Source organism: Sphingobium sp. TKS (assembly GCF_001563265.1).
GTDB lineage: Bacteria > Pseudomonadota > Alphaproteobacteria > Sphingomonadales > Sphingomonadaceae > Sphingobium.
Genome location: NZ_CP005083.1, coordinates 2,946,734 through 2,965,837, shown reverse-complemented (window position 1 = coordinate 2,965,837; position 19,104 = coordinate 2,946,734). Strand labels below are relative to the sequence as shown.

Annotated in this window: 21 protein-coding genes; 16 read left to right on the top strand and 5 right to left on the bottom strand. The window is 63.9% G+C overall.

The features are described from left to right. Positions 1-78 precede the first annotated feature (78 nt). From pyrH to rpmE, 10 genes are all read left to right on the top strand, one after another. Positions 79-804, top strand: coding sequence for a UMP kinase (gene pyrH / locus K426_RS14745; RefSeq protein WP_066561828.1), 726 nt, complete (start codon positions 79-81; stop codon positions 802-804). 6 nt (positions 805-810) lie between these two features. After that, complete coding sequence (gene frr / locus K426_RS14740) at positions 811-1,368, top strand: ribosome recycling factor (RefSeq protein ID WP_066558549.1); 558 nt, start codon at positions 811-813, stop codon at positions 1,366-1,368. A gap of 43 nt (positions 1,369-1,411) precedes the next feature. Next, entirely contained in the window at positions 1,412-2,191 is a 780-nt protein-coding gene (locus K426_RS14735) for an isoprenyl transferase (RefSeq protein WP_066558547.1), read from the top strand. Positions 2,192-2,196: 5 nt separating this feature from the next. Then, positions 2,197-2,976, top strand: coding sequence for a phosphatidate cytidylyltransferase (locus K426_RS14730; protein WP_066558545.1), 780 nt, complete (start codon positions 2,197-2,199; stop codon positions 2,974-2,976). Continuing rightward, complete coding sequence (locus K426_RS14725) at positions 2,976-4,133, top strand: 1-deoxy-D-xylulose-5-phosphate reductoisomerase (protein ID WP_066558544.1); 1,158 nt, start codon at positions 2,976-2,978, stop codon at positions 4,131-4,133. Before K426_RS14730 ends, K426_RS14725 begins: the two co-directional genes overlap by 1 nt. Beyond that, complete coding sequence (gene rseP, locus K426_RS14720) at positions 4,130-5,263, top strand: RIP metalloprotease RseP (protein WP_066558543.1); 1,134 nt, start codon at positions 4,130-4,132, stop codon at positions 5,261-5,263. Before K426_RS14725 ends, rseP begins: the two co-directional genes overlap by 4 nt. 113 nt (positions 5,264-5,376) lie before the next feature. After that, positions 5,377-8,043, top strand: coding sequence for an outer membrane protein assembly factor BamA (gene bamA, locus K426_RS14715; protein ID WP_066558541.1), 2,667 nt, complete (start codon positions 5,377-5,379; stop codon positions 8,041-8,043). Further along, the gene (locus K426_RS14710; RefSeq protein WP_066558539.1) at positions 8,043-8,699 is read left to right on the top strand and encodes an OmpH family outer membrane protein; all 657 of its coding nucleotides are present in this window, start codon (positions 8,043-8,045) and stop codon (positions 8,697-8,699) included. The genes bamA and K426_RS14710 overlap by 1 nt, the downstream gene beginning before the upstream one ends. A gap of 7 nt (positions 8,700-8,706) precedes the next feature. Further along, the gene (fabZ, locus tag K426_RS14705; RefSeq protein WP_066558536.1) at positions 8,707-9,189 is read left to right on the top strand and encodes a 3-hydroxyacyl-ACP dehydratase FabZ; all 483 of its coding nucleotides are present in this window, start codon (positions 8,707-8,709) and stop codon (positions 9,187-9,189) included. Between the two features lie 122 nt (positions 9,190-9,311). Next, the gene (gene rpmE / locus K426_RS14700) at positions 9,312-9,536 is read left to right on the top strand and encodes a 50S ribosomal protein L31 (protein WP_007687040.1); all 225 of its coding nucleotides are present in this window, start codon (positions 9,312-9,314) and stop codon (positions 9,534-9,536) included. 117 nt (positions 9,537-9,653) lie between these two features. Here rpmE and copD read toward each other — a convergent pair whose 3' ends face one another. Together copD and copC are read right to left on the bottom strand one after the other, a co-directional pair. Then, on the bottom strand, positions 9,654-10,523 hold the full coding sequence (gene copD / locus K426_RS14695; RefSeq protein WP_066558534.1) for a copper homeostasis membrane protein CopD: 870 nt from the start codon (positions 10,521-10,523) through the stop codon (positions 9,654-9,656). A 5-nt stretch (positions 10,524-10,528) separates the two neighbouring features. Beyond that, on the bottom strand, positions 10,529-10,906 hold the full coding sequence (gene copC, locus K426_RS14690; RefSeq protein ID WP_066558530.1) for a copper homeostasis periplasmic binding protein CopC: 378 nt from the start codon (positions 10,904-10,906) through the stop codon (positions 10,529-10,531). A 142-nt stretch (positions 10,907-11,048) separates the two neighbouring features. Here copC and K426_RS14685 point away from each other — a divergent pair, with 142 nt between their 5' ends. From K426_RS14685 to K426_RS14660, 6 genes are all read left to right on the top strand, one after another. Further along, on the top strand, positions 11,049-11,315 hold the full coding sequence (locus tag K426_RS14685) for a hypothetical protein (protein WP_066558529.1): 267 nt from the start codon (positions 11,049-11,051) through the stop codon (positions 11,313-11,315). Positions 11,316-11,318: 3 nt separating this feature from the next. Continuing rightward, on the top strand, positions 11,319-11,759 hold the full coding sequence (locus K426_RS14680; RefSeq protein WP_066558527.1) for a periplasmic heavy metal sensor: 441 nt from the start codon (positions 11,319-11,321) through the stop codon (positions 11,757-11,759). Next, on the top strand, positions 11,756-12,337 hold the full coding sequence (locus K426_RS14675; protein WP_066558525.1) for an RNA polymerase sigma factor: 582 nt from the start codon (positions 11,756-11,758) through the stop codon (positions 12,335-12,337). The genes K426_RS14680 and K426_RS14675 overlap by 4 nt, the downstream gene beginning before the upstream one ends. Before the next feature lie 30 nt (positions 12,338-12,367). Next, positions 12,368-14,122, top strand: a complete 1,755-nt coding sequence (locus K426_RS14670) for a copper resistance system multicopper oxidase (protein WP_066558520.1) — start codon at positions 12,368-12,370, stop codon at positions 14,120-14,122. Continuing rightward, entirely contained in the window at positions 14,119-15,057 is a 939-nt protein-coding gene (locus K426_RS14665) for a copper resistance protein B (RefSeq protein WP_066558519.1), read from the top strand. Before K426_RS14670 ends, K426_RS14665 begins: the two co-directional genes overlap by 4 nt. Before the next feature lie 274 nt (positions 15,058-15,331). Further along, positions 15,332-15,994 carry a copper resistance protein B gene (locus K426_RS14660; RefSeq protein WP_145907335.1) on the top strand — a complete coding sequence of 221 codons (663 nt, stop codon included), beginning with the start codon at positions 15,332-15,334 and terminating at the stop codon, positions 15,992-15,994. A 23-nt stretch (positions 15,995-16,017) separates the two neighbouring features. Here the strand turns inward: K426_RS14660 and K426_RS14655 are convergent, their stop codons facing one another. From K426_RS14655 to K426_RS14645, 3 genes are read right to left on the bottom strand one after another with little or no spacing between them, the layout of a single operon-like run. After that, the gene (locus K426_RS14655) at positions 16,018-17,163 is read right to left on the bottom strand and encodes a M20 aminoacylase family protein (RefSeq protein ID WP_066558516.1); all 1,146 of its coding nucleotides are present in this window, start codon (positions 17,161-17,163) and stop codon (positions 16,018-16,020) included. Beyond that, positions 17,160-17,654 carry an Lrp/AsnC family transcriptional regulator gene (locus tag K426_RS14650; RefSeq protein ID WP_066524286.1) on the bottom strand — a complete coding sequence of 165 codons (495 nt, stop codon included), beginning with the start codon at positions 17,652-17,654 and terminating at the stop codon, positions 17,160-17,162. Before K426_RS14650 ends, K426_RS14655 begins: the two co-directional genes overlap by 4 nt. A 21-nt stretch (positions 17,655-17,675) precedes the next feature. Next, positions 17,676-19,061: an aspartate aminotransferase family protein gene (locus K426_RS14645; RefSeq protein ID WP_066558514.1), complete on the bottom strand. Its 1,386-nt coding sequence runs from the start codon at positions 19,059-19,061 to the stop codon at positions 17,676-17,678. Positions 19,062-19,104 lie beyond the last annotated feature (43 nt).

Here is a 19,104-nt window from a genome sequence, read left to right as displayed (position 1 = left end):
TGGCGCGCACTGCCTAAGGTGCGCGCCATTTCCTTGCCCGGTAAAATGGGCCTGACTATGAATGGAATATTGTCCGGCATGACCCGACCCGCCTTCAAGCGCATCTTGTTGAAACTCTCGGGCGAAGTGCTGATGGGGCAGGGGCAGTTCGGCATCGAGCCGGAGACCGTGGATCGGGTCGCGCGGGAGATCGCGGCGGCCAAGGATGCCGGTTTCGAACTGTGCGTGGTCGTCGGCGGTGGCAATATCTTCCGCGGTCTGGCGGGGGCGGCCAAGGGCTTCGACCGGGCGAGCGCGGACTATATGGGCATGCTTGCCACCGTCATGAACGCGCTGGCGGTGCAGAATGCACTGGAAAAGATCGGCTATGACACCCGCGTCCAGTCCGCCATTCCGATGGCCTCGGTCTGCGAACCCTATATCCGGCGCAAGGCGGTGCGGCATATGGAGAAGGGCCGGATCGTCATCTTCGCGGCGGGCACCGGCAGTCCCTATTTCACCACCGACACCACGGCGGCGCTGCGTGCGGCGGAAATGAACTGCGACGCGCTGTTCAAGGGCACCAGCGTCGATGGCATCTATAATGCCGATCCGAAAAATGTACCGGACGCCGCGCGCTATGAAGAGATCAGCTTCGATCGCGTGCTGAACGATAATCTCAAGGTCATGGATGCGAGCGCCATTGCGCTCTGCCGCGAAAACAATATTCCCATCGTCGTGTTCAATATCCGCGAAACCGGCAATCTGGCCAAGGTGCTGGCCGGCGACGGTGTGGCGACGATCGTGCAAAATCAGGAGCGCTGAAATAAAATGGCTCAATATGACAAGGCTGACCTTGAACGCCGCATGCACGGCGCCGTCGAATCGCTGAAGGGCGATCTTGCCGGTCTGCGCACCGGTCGCGCCAATATCCAGTTGCTCGATCCCGTGACGGTCGAGGTTTATGGCGCGCACATGCCGCTCAACCAGGTGGCGACCGTTTCCGCGCCCGAACCGCGCATGCTGTCGGTGCAGGTGTGGGACAAGACCAATGTCGGCCCCTGCGACAAGGCGATCCGCTCGGCGGGCCTTGGCCTCAACCCGATCGTCGATGGCCAGACGCTGCGCCTGCCGATCCCGGACCTGACCGAGGAACGCCGCAAGGAACTGGCCAAGCTCGCCAGCAAATATGCCGAAGGCGCCCGCATCGCCGTCCGCAATGTACGCCGCGACGGCATGGACAGCCTCAAGGCTGACGAGAAGAAGGGCGAAATCAGCGAAGACGAGCGCAAACGCCTGGAAACCGAGGTCCAGAAGCTAACCGACAGCACGATCGCGGACATCGATGCGGTGACGGCGGCCAAGGAAAAGGAAATTCTCGGTCAGTGAGCCGGGATCTTCCGCCCTTCCTCATGGCGCGATCGACCATCTGATGGCCAGCCAAGCCAAACCCGATCTGACCAGCGGCGCGCCAGCCCATGGCGCACGCCACGTCGATGGCATGCGCGCGGGCTCTCCCGGACCTCGCCACGTCGCCATCATCATGGACGGCAATGGCCGTTGGGCGAAGAAGCGCTTCCTGCCCCGCGTCGCCGGCCATCGCGCCGGGGTGGAGGCGGTACGCCGGGTCGCCCGCGCGGCTCAGGAGTTGGGGCTGGAATGCCTGACGCTCTACGCCTTTTCCTCCGAAAACTGGAAACGCCCGGCGAGCGAGGTGGCGGACCTGATGGGGCTGCTGCGGCATTTCATCCAGGCCGATCTGGACGAATTCCACGCCAATGGCGTGCGGCTGCGGATCATCGGTAATTATCAGGCGCTCGATCCATCGCTGGTCGACCTGATCGAAAGCGCGGTGGCGCGCACCGCCGGGAACTGTGGCCCGATTATTGCCATTGCGCTCAATTATGGAGCGCAGGACGAACTGGTGCGGATGGCGCAGAGTCTGGCGCGCCGCGTGGCCGCTGGTGAGATCGCGGCGGAGGAGATCGGCATCGGCGATGTCGATGCCGCGCTCTACACCGCCGATCTGCCGCCGCTCGACCTCATGATCCGGACCTCGGGCGAGCAGCGGCTCAGCAATTTCATGTTGTGGCAGGCCGCCTATGCGGAGCTTTATTTCACCGACATGCTGTGGCCGGATTTCGACGGGCGGGCCTTGGCCGCCGCGCTGGATGCCTTCCGCTTGAGGGACCGCCGTTTCGGCGGGCTGTGACACGCATGTCGAGCGAGCTTCGGACGCGCGCGATCGTCGGCGCCATCCTCATTTTCGTGGCGCTGGGCGCGCTGTTTTCGGGCGGTTTTCTCTTCTGGCTGTTGCTGGTCGTGGCGGGCGTGCTGATGCAGGGGGAGTGGGGCGATCTGACGGGCGCCACGCCGGAAAACCGCAAGCTCGCCATGTTCGCCATATCGGTGCCGCTGGCGATTCTCTGTCCGCTCGCCGCAGGGGTGTCCTGGTTGGCTTTCGGGCTGATGGCAGCGGCCTTTTTTTTCGTCGCGCTGGTCGGCCGGTCGGTGAAGCTGGCGCTAGGCGTGCCCTATATCGTCGTGCCGGTGATGGCCTTGCTGTATCTCCGCGCTCAGGTGCCGCCAAACCCTTCGGGCCTGCTGCTGACCCTTTGGGCGCTGGCGTTGGTCTGGGCGACCGATATTGGGGCTTATTTCGCGGGCCGGTCCATTGGCGGGCCAAAGCTGGCTCCGCGCATCAGCCCGTCCAAGACCTGGTCGGGCCTGGGCGGCGGCGTGCTGGCGGCGCTGCTCGTCGGGTTCCTGCTCTATCGTTTTGCCGGGTTGCCGGTGCAGCTCGCGGCGGCCAGCGGCCTGCTGGCGGTGGCGGCGCAGTTGGGCGACCTGCTGGAAAGCTGGATGAAGCGCCGCGCAGGGGTGAAGGATAGCGGTACGCTGCTTCCCGGCCATGGCGGGGTGATGGACCGGCTGGACGGCGTGGTCGCGGCGGCGCCTTTGGCGGCGATCTGCTATATGATGCTGGTGCTGCCCTGATGAAGACGATTTCGATCTTTGGCGCGACCGGATCGGTCGGCATGTCGACGCTGGATCTGGTCCAGCGCGACCCCGACGCCTATCAGGTCGTCGCGCTGACCGCGCATAGCGACGTGGCGGGTCTGGCCGCGGCTGCGCGGCAGAGCAATGCCAAACTCGCCGTCATCGGCCATGACGCCCATTATGAGGCGTTGAAGGACGCGCTGCGCGGTTCCGGCGTGGAAGTGGCGGCGGGAGAGGGCGCGCTGGTCGATGCCGCGCAAGTGGGCGCGGACTGGAGCATGGCCGCAATCGTCGGCTGCGCGGGCCTGCGCCCGACCATGGCGGCGCTGAAGGCGGGCGGCACGGTGGCGCTGGCGAACAAGGAATCGCTGGTGTCGGCGGGCGCGCTGATGATGGACGCGGTCGCGGCGTCGGGCGCGACGCTGCTTCCGGTCGACAGCGAACATAATGCGATATTCCAATGTCTTGCCGGAAGCCGTTGGGAAGATGTGTCAAAAATCACATTGACGGCCAGCGGCGGCCCCTTCCGCACCCGCAGCCGGGAGGAGATGCGCGGCATCACCCCGGCGCAGGCGGTCGCCCATCCCAATTGGTCGATGGGCGCGAAGATCAGCGTCGACAGCGCCACGATGATGAACAAGGGGCTGGAACTGATCGAGGCGGCGCATCTCTTTCCTGTCGGGCTCGACCGGATCGAGATACTCGTCCATCCGCAGTCGGTCATTCACTCCCTGGTCGAATTTCGCGACCGCTCCACCCTGGCGCAACTCGGGTCGCCCGACATGCGCATTCCGATCGCCCATGCGCTCGCCTGGCCGGAGCGGATCGCCACGCCCTGCCAGCCGCTGGACCTGACGCGGATCGGGCGGCTGGATTTCGAGGCGCCCGATGAGCTGCGCTTCCCCGCGCTGCGCCTGACCCGACAGGCGGCGCAGGCGGGCGGCGCGGCCCCCGCCATATTGAACGCGGCCAATGAGGTCGCGGTGGCGGCCTTCCTTAAAGGCGCCATCGGCTTCCTTGATATCGCCATGATTGTAGAGGATGTCCTGAACCGCTATAGCGCGCCTGTGCCCCGCCAGATCGACGATGTGCTGGCGGCGGATGCGCAGGCGCGTAATATGGCGGGCCTAGTGATGGAAAGATTGACCGCTTGATCCAGAATCCCGGTTTCCTGCTGACCATATTCGCTTTTGTCGCAGTCATCGGACCGCTCGTCTTCGTGCATGAGCTGGGCCACTATCTGGTGGGTCGCTGGTGCGGCGTGAAGGCGGAGGCGTTTTCCATCGGCTTCGGTCCGGAAATCGCGGCATGGGTCGACAAGCGCGGCACCCGCTGGCGTATCGGCGCGCTGCCCCTGGGCGGCTATGTGCGCTTCAAGGGCGACATGAACGCCGCCAGCCAGGCCGATCCGCGCTGGCTGGAAATGCCCGCCGCTGAGCGGGCGCAGAGCTTTCCCGCCAAGCCGCTGTGGCAGCGCGCGGCGATCGTCGCGGCGGGACCGGCGATCAATTTCCTCTTCGCCATCCTGATCCTGGCCACCTTCGCCTTCGTCCATGGCGAAAGCCGCACGCCCGCCGTCGCCGGACAGGTGCAGCCGGGCAGCGCGGCCGCTGCGGCCGGCATCCTCGCGGGGGACCGCATCGTCTCGCTCAACGGGCGGGAAATGGCGACCTTCGACGACATCCGCCTGTTCGCGCAGATCCGCCCCGGCGAGCCCGTCGCCATCGTGATCGACCGCAAGGGCAAGCTGTTCGAAAAGCAGGGCAAGGTCGGCGCGGTTCAGGAAGATGACGGTTTCGGCAATAAATTCCGCATCGGCCGCTTGGGGCTGGCGCCCGGCGAACCGGTGATCGAGCCGGTCAGCCTGTTCCGCGCGCCGGTCGTCGCGATCGAGCGGACGGGTCAGATCATCCGCACCATGGTCGAGACGCTGGGCCAGATCGTCGGCGGCGGCCGGTCGGTCAAGGAACTGGGCGGCCCGCTCAAGATCGCGGAGGTTTCGGGTCAGGCGGCGACGCTGGGAATTGAGAGCTTCATCTTCTTCATGGCCCTCATCTCGATTAATTTGGGGTTCATCAACCTCTTGCCAATCCCCATGCTGGATGGCGGTCATCTGCTGTTCTACGGGGTGGAGGCGATACAGCGGCGGCCCGTCAGCCCACAGGTGCAGGAATGGGCCTATCGCTCGGGCCTGGCTGTCCTGCTGGCGATGATGGTGCTGGTAACATTCAACGATTTATCCTCTTTCGGTCTCTGGGATCGTCTGTCCGGCTTGATCGGCTGAGCCGTATCGGGCAGGAGGACGCGATTTGGCGCCGTCTTTTCCGGATGTGAACGGAAATGGCCCGGCGTAAACGACATGTTGCTTTTTTGTAGAAGGTGGAGCGGGTGACAGCGATGATGAGCAGCAACAGGCAGCGCCCGGTCGTCGTGGCCCTGTTGGCGACGACGATGATCGCGGGCATGTCTGCGGTTCCGGCGACGGCCCAGAACGCCCCACCGGCTGCCCCAGCGCCCGTCCCGGCGGCAACACCTGCGGCCGGAACGATCCGCAGCATTTCCGTCACCGGGCAGCAGCGCCTGGAGCCGGATACGGTGCTGTCCTACACCAAGCTGCGCATCGGTCAGACCTTCACCCAGGAATCGCTCGACCAGGCGCTGCGCGACCTTTACGAGACGGAGCTGTTCGCCGACGTCCAGATCCGCAACGACAATGGCGCCTTGACCGTCGAGGTGAAGGAAAACCCGGTCATCAACCGCATCGTCCTTGAAGGTAATAAGCGCCTCAAGGAAGACAAGATACGTCCTGAAATAAAACTGGCTCCCCGCCAGATCTATACGCGCTCCAAAGTGCGCGCCGACGTTGCCCGCATCATCGAACTGTACCGCCGCCAGGGCCGCTTCGCCGCCACGGTCGAGCCGAAGATGGTGCAGCTCGACCAGAACCGCGTCGACATCGTGTTCGAAATCTCCGAAGGGCCCAAGTCGAAGGTCCGCCAGATCAACATCATCGGCAATGAGAAGTTCAAGGACGGCGAACTGCGCAGCCAGATGGTGACGAAACAGTCGCGCTGGTTCCGCATCTTCTCCTCGGGCACCAGCTATGATCCCGATCGGCTGGCCTATGACCAGCAGAAGCTGCGCCAATTCTACCTGACCGAAGGCTATGCGGACTTCCGCGTGATCTCGGCGGTGGCGGAACTGACCCCGGACAAGCAGGACTTCATCATCACCTATGTGGTCGAGGAAGGGCAGCGCTACAAATTCGGTGACGTGAAGGTCAACAGCGACATTCGCGACCTGTCGGGCGATTCGCTGACCAAGATGCTGCCGATGAAGAAGGGCGACTGGTACAACGCCAAGCAGGTCGAGGATACCGTCGACACGCTGAGCGAGACGGCGGGCCTGTTCGGCTATGCCTTTGCCGACGTGTCGCCGGACTTCAACCGCGACAAGGACACGCTGACGATGGGGATCGACTTCCGCATCGCCAATGCGCCGCGCGTCTATGTCGAGCGGGTGGACATCAACGGCAACACGCTGACGCAGGACAAGGTGGTCCGCCGCGAATTCCGTCTGGCTGAAGGCGATGCGTTCAACAGCTTCCTCGTCAAGCGGTCCAAGGACCGCATCAATTCGCTCGGCTTCTTCCAGGAAAAGCTGGATATCGAACAGAAGCCGGGTTCGGCACCTGATCGGATCGTGCTGGAAACCAATGTGCAGGAAAAATCGACCGGCGAGCTGTCGCTTTCGGCCGGTTTCTCCTCGCTGGAGCGGTTCATCGTTTCGGCCTCGATCACCCAGCGCAACTTCCGCGGCAAGGGCCAGGAACTGCGCACCAGCGTCAATTATTCGGCTTATTCCAAGTCAGTGGAAGTGGGCTTCACCGAGCCCTATTTCATGGACAAGAATATCGCGCTGGGCGGCGACATCTATCGCCGCGACCTCAACAGCTTCCGTTATCTGAACAATAACGACCGCGACACGACCTATCAGCAGACGACCACCGGGTTCCAGCTCAGGGCGGGCGTGCCGATCACTGAATATATGTCGTTGGCGCTGCGTTACACGCTCAATCTGGACGATGTGACGCTCGACAAGGGTACTTATTATTCCGCCGATGCGAATGGCGTGTTGCAGTGCGACCCGATTCTGGCAGGTCGTTATCTTTGCGATGCCATCGGTAAACGGACGACCTCTTCCATCGGCTATTCCCTGATCTACGATACCCGAGACAATCGTATTCGTCCTACGCGTGGCAACAACGTCGTACTCAGCCAGGATTTTGCGGGTCTTGGGGGTAGCGTCAAATATGCGCGTATGCGGCTTAACGGTTCGAAATATTGGCCGCTGGGCAAGGGCTTCATCTTCTCGCTCTCGGCAGAGGGCGGCTATATCCACAGCCTTGAAGGCGATCGCCGGGATTCCACGGGCGCGCTGGTCGATCCGGTTCGTTTGACTGATCGCTTCTTCCTGGGCGAACCGCAGATTCGCGGCTTCGACATCCGCGGCATCGGCCCGCGTGTGGTACGCCGTTATTATACCACGACGACGAATAGCGACGGCACGTTTACCGGCACGGAGACGACTGGCACCAACAACCGGACGGATGACGCGCTCGGCGGTCGCATCTATTACATGGCGCGTGCGGAGGTCGAAATTCCACTTGGTTCGGGTGCCCGTGAAATGGGTCTGCGCCCGTCTGTGTTCGTTGATGCAGGTGCCGTTGGCGGCCTGAAAAATCCCGCATTGATTGGCGAGGCTGGCGGCGTCAACAATGGCTTCCCAGGCTATTGCTCATCGAGCACGAACTCTTCGCTGACCACGGTCAAGGCAACGGGAACAGTTGCGGCGCCCCTGTGCCCCGCCAACTATGACACCGTTAGCAGCGGCTTTAAGGAAGAATATCTGGGCGACACGCTGAAACCGCGCGTGTCCGTCGGCTTTGGCGTCAACTGGAACTCGCCCTTCGGCCCGTTCCGCATCGACATCGCCAAGGCTCTGCTCAAGGAACCAGGGGACGACACCAAACTCATCACCTTCAACGTAGGGACTCAATTCTGATGAAGACGATTTTCAAGGCTGCCGCGCTGGTTCTGGCGCCGATGACCGCCATGGCGCTGACCAGCGTTCCGGCCGCTGCCCAGTCGAAGACCGGCATCGCCGTCGTCGATCTGCAACGCGCCGTCGCCACCAGCGCTGCCTATTCGACCGCGCGCACCCAGATCCAGACCACCTACAAGGCGCAGATCGACAGCTTCACCGCGCGCAAGAACGCCATCGACGCCGATCTCAAGGCCAAGGGCACGGCTCTGGAAGCCGCGATGAAGGCGGCCGGCAACAAGCCGACCCCGGCGATCCAGACCCAGTATGAGGCCTATCAGAAGGCCGGTCAGGACGGTCAGGCCGAACTGCAGCGCCTGGGCCAGCCGATCGCGCTCGCCAACGCCTATGTCGAAGAACAGATTTCGGCCAAGCTGTCGGACGCGCTCAAGGCTGCCATGACCCAGGCGAAGGTCGACCTGATCCTGTCGCCCGACGCGACCGTGTCCTATCAGCCGACCGTCGACATCACCCAGTCGGTCGTGACCCAGCTCAACGCGCTGGTGCCCAGCGTCGGCATCACCCCGCCGGCCGGCTGGCAGCCGGGCCGTCAGGGCCAGGGCGTTGCCCCGGCCGCCGCGCCCGCCAACCCGTCGCAGCAGCCGACGTCGCGCTGATCGCTCGATGACGGATCAGGTTGATACGGTTTCCGACGCCATCGGTCCCCTCGACATTCGTGGGGTCATGGCGTCGCTGCCGCACCGTTACCCGATGCTGCTGGTTGACCGCGTGGTTTCGATCCTGCCCAACAGGTCGATCCACGCTATCAAGGCCGTGTCGATCAACGAACCCTTCTTCCAGGGGCACTTCCCGGGCCGCCCGATCATGCCGGGCGTCTTGATCGTGGAAGCGATGGCGCAGGCGGCGGGGGTGCTGACGGTACAGTCGCTCAATCTCGCCGGTTCGGGCAAGCTCGTCTATTTCATGAGCATAGACGGTGTGAAGTTCCGCAATCCGGTCGAACCGGGCTGCCTGCTCGACCTGCATGTCGAAGTGGTGCAGATGCGCGGCGCCGTCTGCAAGTTCAGCGGCAAGGCGTTGATCGACGGCAAGCTGCATGCCGAAGCCAATTTCGTCGCGATGATAGCCGATCCGCCCAAGGATTGACGGCGAAGGGGGAGGATGGCTTCTCCCCCTTGCTTTCGCGGCGAAAGCCATGTAACCGCGCGCCTTCGCAATTTTTCGCATCCATGGCCGGTCGGAAACCGGCCCATAGACGGAGCAGACACATGAAGGCCGATACGCATCCCGATTACCACTTCATCACCGTCCAGATGACCGACGGCACCACCTTCCGCACCCGCTCGACCTGGGGCAAGGAAGGCGACACGCTGGCGCTCGACATCGATCCCAAGTCGCATCCGGCCTGGACCGGCGGCACCCGCCAGCTTGAGCAGGGCGGCCAGGTGGCGCGCTTCAACAAGCGTTTCGGCGGTTTGACGCTGAAGAAGTAATCGGCGCCTTCAAGGGCACGATAGCAAAAGGGCGCCTCTCGGGGCGCCCTTTTTTGTTTGTGGTGGATGGGATGGCCGACCTGGCCGATTGCAGCCGTTCAACCAGCCAGGCGCATTTCAGGCCAGCGGATCGAGCGTTCCGAGCGCCGCGACCAGTCCCAGGATGATGATGGCGAGGCTGGTTTCCATCAGCAGCGACAGCAGCAAATGGCTAAGCGCCGCGCCAGTGTTTCCGCCCTCAAGCGCCGCTTCCAGCTTGGGCGTCAATCGCCAGCGATTGGCGGCGGCGAGCAGCAGCATGGCCCCGAACAGCGCCAGCTTGGCGAGCAGCAGCCAGCCATAACGGCTGTGCAGCAGAGCAGGCAGGTTGGGGAGGCCTACGATCATCACGGCGTTGAACGCGCCGGTCACGATCAGCATGGCGACGAACAGCGTGCCGAACAGCGAGAAACGCTCCAGCATAGCGGCGGTTTGCCCGATCTCCCGCCCGGCCAGAACCCCGCCCAGCAAGGCCAGCAAGGCGCCGAACCATCCGGCGGCGGCCAGCACATGCAGTGCGTCCGCAATGCGATGGGCGCTGCCGGCAAGGCCTTCGCTGGCGGCGGCATGGCCCGACCAGGCCAGTGTCGCGGCGGCGATCGCGGCGGGCAGGGCGATGGCGGCATTCCATCCTCCGCCACGCCGGAACAGCAGCGGCAGGATCGAAAGCAGCGCCACCGCCCGCACCGCCAGAACCGTTCCGACAGGCGTTTCCTTGAGCAATATCTCCACGACGCTCCAGTCGGGCGAAAAGAGCGGGGTTCCCGCCATGCCTGCCGCGCTGGCGAGCAGCCACAGGGCGGAGAGCGCAAACCCTCCCACCGCCAGCGCGCCGATCACCCCGCGCCGCGCGCTTCCGCCCATGCTCCACCAAAAGAGGGGCAGGCCGGCGAGCGCGGCGAGATCCGCGTAGAGCGCGAAGCGGGCGGCGATGAGAACCCCGTCCATCGTCCTTATTTGACCGAGAAGCTGACCTTGCCCGCGATCTTGTGCTGGTCTGCGCCGACAAGGTGCCAGTCGAGGTCATAATGGCCCGCCGGAAGGGCGCGGGGCAGGGTGACGGTCATGGTCTTGCCGTCGCCCTCGACCGCGGTCTTGAAGCCCTTGATCGGCATCGGCGCGTGGTTGGCCATGCCCGGCATGCCGGTCATGGTGAGGTCGACGCCACTCAGCGGAGCCAGCATCTTTTCGGAGAAGATGAGGGTGAGCTTGGTCGGCTTGGCGACCGTCGCGCCCGCCGCCGGGGTGGAGGAAAGCAGCTTGGGATGCGCCATCGCCACGGAGGGCAGGGCGGCAAGGGCAATGGCAGCAGTGAAGAGGATGCGACGCATGGAATTAATCTCCGAAACGGGTTGCGGTTAAGGGATATTACGCATCGAACTTTCCGATCCCTCGACTAGCGTGCATAAATTTTTGCATGAGGGGTTGGACGATACGACGCGTATCTCCGGGTGAGCAATGGGAGTGTGAGTGATGAGCGACCTCGATCAGCTATTGGGCCATGTTCGCGCCCTACCGGCCGATCCGCGCCTGGAGACGATGGAAGCGGCGGTGATGGCGGGCCTCGCCTCTCGCCGGGAAAGGGCCGTGGCCCGGCGCAGCCTGGCGCTGGCGGGAATCGTCGCGATCGGCATCGGCGGGGTCGGCAGCGTGGTGCCCGGCAGTTCGGCGCAGGCGGCATCGCGGCCGGTGATCATCGGCATGTCCGATTACGCGCCTTCGCGCTTGCTGGGGCAGTAAGCCATGAAGGGAGCAGCGCGATATGGGCTGGTCGCGCTGGTCGCTTTTGCGGCGGCGCTGGCCGCGGTGCTGGTGGCGCGGGTGTGGATCGCGCCCGAACCACGGGTCGAGAGCGAGGTTCACGCCCTTATCCACCAGAAACTGAAGCTCGACGCCGCGCAGGAAGCCCGCATCCATGCTTTGGAGACCAATTTTGCCAAGCGGCGGGAGGCGATGGAGGCGGAAATGCGCGCCGACAACGCCCGGTTGGCGCAGGCGATCGCGGCGGAGCATGGCTATGGGCCGAAAGTCGGGGAAGCTGTCGACCGTTCGCATCATGTCATGGGGATGCTGCAAAAGGAGACGCTGAAGCATATCTTCGCGATGCGCGCCGTGTTGCGGCCGGATCAGGCGGCCCAGTTCGACGCCGCCATCGTCAAGGCTCTGACCCAGCCCGCGCGGTGAGCCATTCGCTCACCGAACGCAGCGACGCCGAACTGGCCGCGCTGGCACTCGCCGGGCAGCAGAGCGCCTATGGCGAACTGATGCGGCGGCATCGCGATGGCGTTTTCCGGCTGGCGCGGGGCCATGCGGGGGATGCGACCGAGGCGCTGGACATCACGCAGGAGACATTCATTTCCGCCTTTGCCGCGCTGGCTCGCTATGATGGGGCGCGGCCTTTCCGGCTGTGGATAGCGCGGATCGCGATCAACAAATGCCATGACTGGGCGCGGCGGCGGGCGGTGCGGCGTTTCTTCACCTTCGCCCGGCCGATCGAGGAAGCGGGGGTCGTGGCGGACGCTGCGCTGACGCCGGAGGAGGCGGTTCAGTCTCAGGCGGAATTGGCCCGGATCCATGCGGCGATTGCGGCACTGCCGGGCAATCTCAAGGATGTGCTGGTGTTGCGGGGGATCGAAGGCATAAGTCAGGCGGAGGCGGCGCAGATTTTGGGAGTCAGCGAGAAGGCCGTGGAAACGCGGCTCTATCGCGCGCGCAACAAATTGGCCGAACAGTTGAGGGATGGCGCGGCGGGGCGCGTATAGAGGGAAACAGTCCTTATTACAGAGCCATCCATGCCCCTTTCCCTTCCTGACGTCGATCGCCGCAGCCTCATTCGGGGGCTGGGCGGCTTTGGTGGCGCGCTGGCCCTGAGCCGGGCTTTTCCTTCCTGGGCGCAGAGCGGGACGGCGGGTCTTTCCCCGGCGACCGGCGTGCTGAGCGGCGAGACGATCGCGCTGACCGTGGGGGAGAGTCATTTCTCCACCGGAGGGCGCTCGGCCCATGCGGTGATGATCAACGGCACGCTGCCCGCGCCGCTCATCCGCCTGAAGGAAGGGCAGAATGTCCGCCTGTCCGTCACCAACCGGCTCAAGGAAGATACGTCGATCCACTGGCATGGGCTGATCGTGCCTTTCCAGATGGACGGGGTGCCGGGGGTCAGCTTTCCGGGCATCAGGCCGGGCGAGACCTTCACCTATGAATTCCCGATCCGCCAGTCGGGGACTTACTGGTATCACAGCCATTCGGGGATGCAGGAGGCGGTCGGCCATTATGGGCCGATCGTGATCGATCCTGCCGGAGTCGATCCGGTGGAAGCCACGCGCGAGCATGTGATCATATTGTCCGACTGGAGCCCGGTTCATCCGCATGTGCTGCTGAAGCGCCTCAAGCAGATGGGCGGCTATTTCAACATGCGCAAGCAGACGCTGAGCGGGTTGCTGGCGGGGAAGGATCAGAGCGCGAAAGATCGCCTGGAATGGGGCGCGATGCGGATGGACCCGACCGATATTTCCGACGTCACCGGGTCGACCTACAGCTTCCTGGTGAACGGCCATGGCACGGCGGAGAATTGGACCGGCCTCTTTACGCCGGGCGAGCGGGTGCGGCTGCGCATCATCAATGCGTCGGCCATGACCAATTTCAACGTGCGCCTGCCGGGACTGCCGATGACGGTGGTGCAGTGCGACGGCCAGCATGTGCAGCCGGTCGAGACCGATGAGTTCCAGATCGGCATCGCGGAAACCTATGATGTGGTGGTGCAGCCGGCGGAAGCGAAACCCTATGGCCTGATCGCGGAGGCGATCGACCGATCCGGGCTGGTGCGGGCTACGCTGGCACCGCGTGTCGGCATGGCGGCGGAGGTGCCTGCCGTGCGCGAGCGGCCGCTGTTGGGCATGAAGGACATGGGCATGGACATGTCCGGCATGGACATGGGGCAGGGCGGCGTCATCGACCTCAGCCAACCGGCCAATGAAAGCATGTCCGGCCATAAGATGAAGATGCGCGACAAGTCGGTCGCGCCGCAGGTGAAGATGGGGCCGGGCGTCGCCACCCTCTCGCCCATGCCCGCCGACCGGACCGCCGACCGGCCTACGGGGCTGGAGAATGTCGAGCATCGGGTGCTGACCTATGCGGACCTCAAGTCGCTTACGCCCAACAGCGACACGCGCGCGCCGACGCGAACGTTGGACATCCACCTGACCGCGAACATGGAACGCTATATGTGGTCCTTCGACGGGGTGAAGCTGTCCGACGGAGCCGAGCCCATCCCCTTCCGCCATATGGAGCGGGTGCGGGTGAACCTGATCAACGACACGATGATGCCGCATCCGATCCATCTGCACGGCCATTTCTTCGAGCTGGTGACGGGCGCTGGCGAGCATAATCCGCGCAAGCATACGGTGAATGTGCTGCCCGGCGGGAAGGTGAGCTTCGACCTTACCGCTGATGCGCTGGGGGATTGGGCGTTCCACTGCCACATGCTGATGCACATGCACACCGGGATGATGCGCGTCGTAACCGTGCGGCATGGGGGAGAGGCGGCATGAAGACTCTCGTTTCCGCCGCCGCGCTGTTGCTGGCCTCTGTTGCTCTCCCTGCTTTGGCGCAGGAACAGATGGACCACAGCCAGATGGATCATGGCGCCATGGAGGGCATGGATCACTCCACCCATCAGCCGCCCGCCGAGGAGGTCGCCGCAGATCCCCATGCCGGTCATGGCCAGCCTGCCGCCGATGATGACATCCCCGAGGGCACAGCCCCCCCGGTTCCTGCCGATCACGCCGCCGAAGCCTTTTACAGCCCCGCCGAAATGGACCGCGCCCGCGCCGCCATGCTCAAGGAAAGCGGCGGCATGACCTTCTCTCAGCTTATGCTCGACCGGCTGGAATATCGCATGGGCAAGGGCGCGGACGGCTATCATTGGGAAGGTGAGGGCTGGATCGGCGGCGACATCAACCGCTTTGCCTTCAAGACCGAGGGGGAGGGCGAAGTCGGCGGCGCGCTGGAACGCGCGGAGGTGCAGGCGCTCTACAGCCGGGCGATCGACCCCTGGTTCAACCTCGAAGCCGGCGTGCGCCACGACATTCGCCCCGATCCGCAGCGGACCTATGCGGTGGTGGGGATCGAGGGACTCGCGCCCTATTGGTTCGAACTGGGCGCGCAGGCTTTCCTCTCGAACAAGGGTGACGCGCATCTGCGGCTGGAGGGCAGCTATGACCAGCGCATCACCCAGCGCCTGATCCTGCAACCGGCGGCGGAGGTGAACATCGCCGCGCAGGATGTGCCGGAACTGGGCATCGGCTCGGGCCTTTCGGATGTCGAACTGGGGCTGCGGCTGCGCTACGAATTCGCGCGCGAGTTCGCGCCTTATGTCGGCGTCAATTGGGAACGCAAGCTGGGTGATACGGCGCGCTTCGCCCGTGCCGGGGGAGAGCGGATAGATGCCACCAGCTTCGTCATGGGCGTGCGCTTCTGGTTCTAGAGCAGATTCCGATCCGATTGCATCGGCTCGGCTGCTCTAGCTTTTTGATTTTACGCATTTGCTTAGAAAAAGCCCTAACGGGGCAGCTTGCGGGTGGCTGCGGCACGATCTGCTGCCATCCGGCAGCAACTTGTCATGATCGACGGCGTGATGAGGCTCCTTCGTGCGCATGCGCCGTCCGGCGTCCCATAATCTCCCCCCACAATGACACAATATTCAGGGTAGATACGTGCGCTTCGCCTTATCAGGCTTCCTTTTTTGTGCCTGCGCCTTGTTGGCGGGCAAACCTGCGATGGCGCAGGACGATGCGGCGTCCCTCAGCGGCGGCTTCGACCTCATTGAGATGCGGACGGGAGATCAGGGCGACGCCTTCCTCTGGGACGGCAGCTTCTCCTATGGCGATTCCACCGATCAGGCGATGCTGGTGGTCCAGGGCGGCGGCGCGCTGGGCGGGCAGATCGATGAGGTGCAGGCGCGGCTCTTCTATGGCCGCACCATCGGAGAAAATATCGTGCTGCTGGTGGGCGCGCGCAAGGATTTCAAACCCCATCCCCGCGATATCCACGCCGTCATCGGCATCCAAGGGCAGATCGGATCGCGGCTTAGCTGGGAAAGCTATGCCTTCCTGTCCGACAAGGGGCGGCTGACGGGGGAAGCGCAGGTCATTTATGCCCTGCCGATCACGGAGCGGCTTTATCTGGAACCGCGCATCGCCGCAGGCTGGTCGGCGCAGAGCATCGATGCGGAAGCGTTGCGGCCGGGCTTCACCGAAGGGGAGGCGACGGTACGCCTGCGCTATCGCCTGACGGACAAGATCAACGCTTATGCCGGCGTGGTGCATGAGAGCCTGCTGGGCGAGACGCGGGCGCTGGCGCGGTCGCAGGGGGAGGCGGTGAAGTCGACGGTGGCGGTGATAGGGTTTGGGTTCAGTCTTTAAGCCTTCTCCGCTGGAATGACGATTCAAGCCTTGGAGAGATGCTGCTCGACCAGTGCGACATGCAGGCGGATACCAAGGCCCAGCACATCGTCGTTGAAGTCGTAATGCGGGTTGTGCAGCGGCACTGATCCCTCGGACTTCGCCTGACCCAGCCAGATATAGGCGCCCTTGCAGGCCTGAAGCATGAAGGCGAAATCCTCCGACGTGAAGGCGGGTTCCGGCGCCAACTGCGCATTGCCCACGGTCGCGGCGGCGGTCAGCGCTTCCTGCGCGGCCTCTTCATCGTTGATGGTGGCGGGGTAATAGCGGTCGTAATCGACGCTCGCCATGACGTCGTTGGCAAGCGCGACGCCCGCCGTGATCTTGCGGATGGCGTCCTCAACGATGTCCTGCACCTTGGGATCGAACGTGCGTACCGTGCCGACGACCTTCACCGTCGCCGGGATCACATTATGCGCATGGCCGCCGTGAATCTGCGTGACCGAAAGTACCGCCGAGGAGGTCGCGGGAATGCGGCGCGCCACGATGGTGTTCAACTGCGAAACCAGGCTGGCGGAGGCGAGGATCGCATCCGGCGTATCCTGCGGGATCGCCGCATGGCCGCCACGTCCTTCCAGCGTGATCTCGAACTTGTCCGCCGCGCCCATGATCGGGCCGGGGCGGGTGGCGATGGTCCCGGCGGGCAGGTCCGGCCAGTTGTGCAGCCCGAATACGCGGTCGCAGGGGAAACGGTCGAACAATCCCTCCTTCACCATTTCGCGGGCGCCGCCGAGACCCTCTTCGGCGGGCTGGAAGAAGAAATTCACCGTGCCGTCGAAATGGCGGCTGCGCGTCAGATGCTGCGCCGCGCCGAGCAGCATCGCGACATGGCCGTCATGGCCGCAGCCATGGAAGCTGCCCTCGGTCTTGCTGGCATAGGGCAGGTTGGTCTGCTCATGGATCGGCAGCGCGTCCATGTCGGCGCGCAGGCCGATGCTGCGGCCTGACGAACCGTTTTTCAGCACCGCGACGACGCCGGTGCCGCCGATCCCCTCATGCACCTCCAGCCCCAGCGCCCGAAGCTGCTCCGCGATCCGCCCGGCCGTCCGATGCTCGCAGAAACCCAGTTCCGGATGCGCGTGAATATCGCGGCGAAAGGCAATCAGCGGCTCAAGCAGGTCGTCGATCATTTTTGCTCACCGAACAGATGCTGGATCGGATAATGATGCTTTATGAACGGCGATTTGATCACGACATAGCTGAAATATTTCTCGATCCCATAGTCGCTTTCCAGCATCCCCTCGATGATCGACTGATAATGCGCCACGCCGCGCGTCACGAATTTCAGCAGATAGTCATATCCGCCGCTGACCAGATGGCATTCGACGATCTCGTCCAGCTTGCGGATGCGGGTTTCGAAACGGGAAAAGTCCCCCGCCCGATGCTCGGTCAGGGTGACTTCGGTGAAGACGGTCAGAAACTCGCCCAGCTTGTGCAGGTTGATATGCGCGCCATAGCCGGTGATGTAGCCCGCCTTCTCCAGCCGTTTCACGCGCGTCAGGCAGGGGCTGGGCGACAGGCCCACCGCATCGGCCAGCTCGACATTGGTGATGCGGCCGGATTGCTGAAGCTGCGTCAGGATCTTGAGGTCGATCCGGTCCAGTCTTGGGCCACCCAACATATGCCTTGCTCCCCCGTTTTCTTATCCCACCGCCGCACGAATATCCGCTTCTTCAAGCAGATCGTCCAGTGTCCTGCGAATGCGTGCGAAAATCTCGTCCATCTCCCCGTCCGACGCGCAGAGCGCCGGGGCAAGGCCGATGATATTGTCGGGGAAAGACCGGAAAATGACGCCGTTCCTATAGCCTTGCGCGAACAGCCGGTCGGGAATCTTGAGCGAGGGATCGAAGCGTTCCTTGGTCGCCTTGTCCGCCACCAGTTCGATCGCGCCGAGCAGGCCGCGCCCGCGCGTGTCGCCCACCATCGGATGGTCGGCAAGGCCCGCCAGACCCGCGTCGAAGCGTTTGCCCACATTCTGTCCGTTGGCAAGGATGCCGCCGTCGATATAGAGCCGCAGCACTTCCAGACCCACGGCCGCGCTCACCGGATGGCCCGAATAGGTGAAGCCATGGCCGATGGCGAGTTCGGGCGCCGCACCGTCCGCAATGCCCTGATAGATTTTATCCGACATCAGAAGCGCGCCCATCGGCACATAACCGGAGGTGAGACCCTTGGCGAGCGTCATGAGATCGGGCGACACATCTTCCGTCTCGCAGGCGAACAGCGGCCCGGTACGGCCGAAGCCGGTGATGACTTCATCGACGACGAACAATATGTCGAGTTCGGTGCAGGTGTCGCGCATCGCCTTGAGCCAGCCCTTGGGCGGCACGATGACGCCGCCGGACCCCTGGATCGGTTCGCAGAAGAAGGCGGCGACAGTGTCGGCTCCCAGTTCCGTCACCTTGTCCTTCAGTTGCTGGACGGAGCGGGCAATAGTCGCGGCATCGTCGGTCAGGTCGCTGCGATAGGGATAGGGCGAGGGAATATGATGCTGCCAGGGGCGCGGCAGGTCGAAATTGCGGTGGAAATTCGTGAGCGCCGTCAGGCCGGAACCCGTTGTGCTGGAACCATGATAGCCGCGCTCCAGCGCGATGAACTGCTTTTTGTTGGGACGGCCGGTCGCGTTGTAATAATGCACGATGTAACGGATCGCGGAGTCCACCGCATCGGACCCGCCCAGGGTGAAATAGACATGCTCAAGCCCCTCCGGGCTGAGGTCGACCAGCTTTTCCGCCAGCCGCACCGCCGGTTCCGACCCGAAGTGGAAATAGCCCGTCGCATAGGGCAGACGGCGCATCTGTTCCGCCGCGGCCTCGACGATGCTTTCCTGGCCATAACCGACATTGACGCACCACAGGCCCGCAAAGGCATCGAGCAACTGATTGCCGTCCATGTCGGCCAGCCACATGCCCTTGCCGCTTTGCAGCAGTGTCGCGCCGCGCGCTTCATGGCCGCGGAAGGAAGTGACGGGGTGGATCAGGTGATCGCGGTCGATGTCGATCAGGGACCGGTTGGGAGTCAGCGTCATCAGGAAACTCGCGGTGTTGGTTATGGGATCAGACTATCCCGCG